At 40.7% G+C, this 627-nt stretch carries 1 protein-coding gene; it reads right to left on the reverse strand.

What is annotated here, in order from left to right:
* Positions 1-43: 43 nt before the first annotated feature.
* On the reverse strand, positions 44-529 hold the full coding sequence (locus GJS40_RS00805; RefSeq protein WP_270895372.1) for a group II intron maturase-specific domain-containing protein: 486 nt from the start codon (positions 527-529) through the stop codon (positions 44-46).
* Positions 530-627 lie beyond the last annotated feature (98 nt).

Raw genomic sequence — 627 nt, forward strand, 5'->3', positions numbered from 1 at the left:
GTCCTCTCACACCACCGTACGTACGGTTCTCGTATACGGCGGTTCAACCTTTTGAGTATCGAAGCTCATAAAGTGTGGTTAAATCTTTTAACCCCCACTTTGTGAGCTTTTCATTTGTTATGGCACGATGGAGAATATGACTGCGTGAGACTCGCCAATATCCTTTTCGGGAATTAGCTAATTTCATTGCGTCGTCATGGTCAATTCCATACTTCCGAAGCATTTTATACTTGGTACGTGGAACTTTCCATCGTTTCCATATTAATTGTCTTAATCGGTGATGTAACCATTGTTGTATTTCCGCTATGAATGTCTTCATATTTGAGATACCATAATAGTTAATCCATCCGACTGTCGTTTGGTTTATTTTTGTGATGATTTCAAGGAATGTGCCAGGTCGTTTTCGGCTGGTTAGTTTCCTTAGTTTATCTTTGAATCTTTGTTTTGCCGACTTACTAGGTCGGCATCCTACTTTCCCATTAAGTTCTGTATGTTGAACCCGAGGAAAGTAGCCGATGTCGCACCACATACCTTGCTTTTCTTTTGATTGATGGTCAGCCCTAAATCTCTTTCAAGAAATTTGGTGATGCTTTCCATGACTCTTTCTCCGGCTCGTTTACTTTTGAC

This window comes from Aliibacillus thermotolerans, from assembly GCF_027853235.1.
Lineage (GTDB): Bacteria > Bacillota > Bacilli > Bacillales > Marinococcaceae > Aliibacillus > Aliibacillus thermotolerans.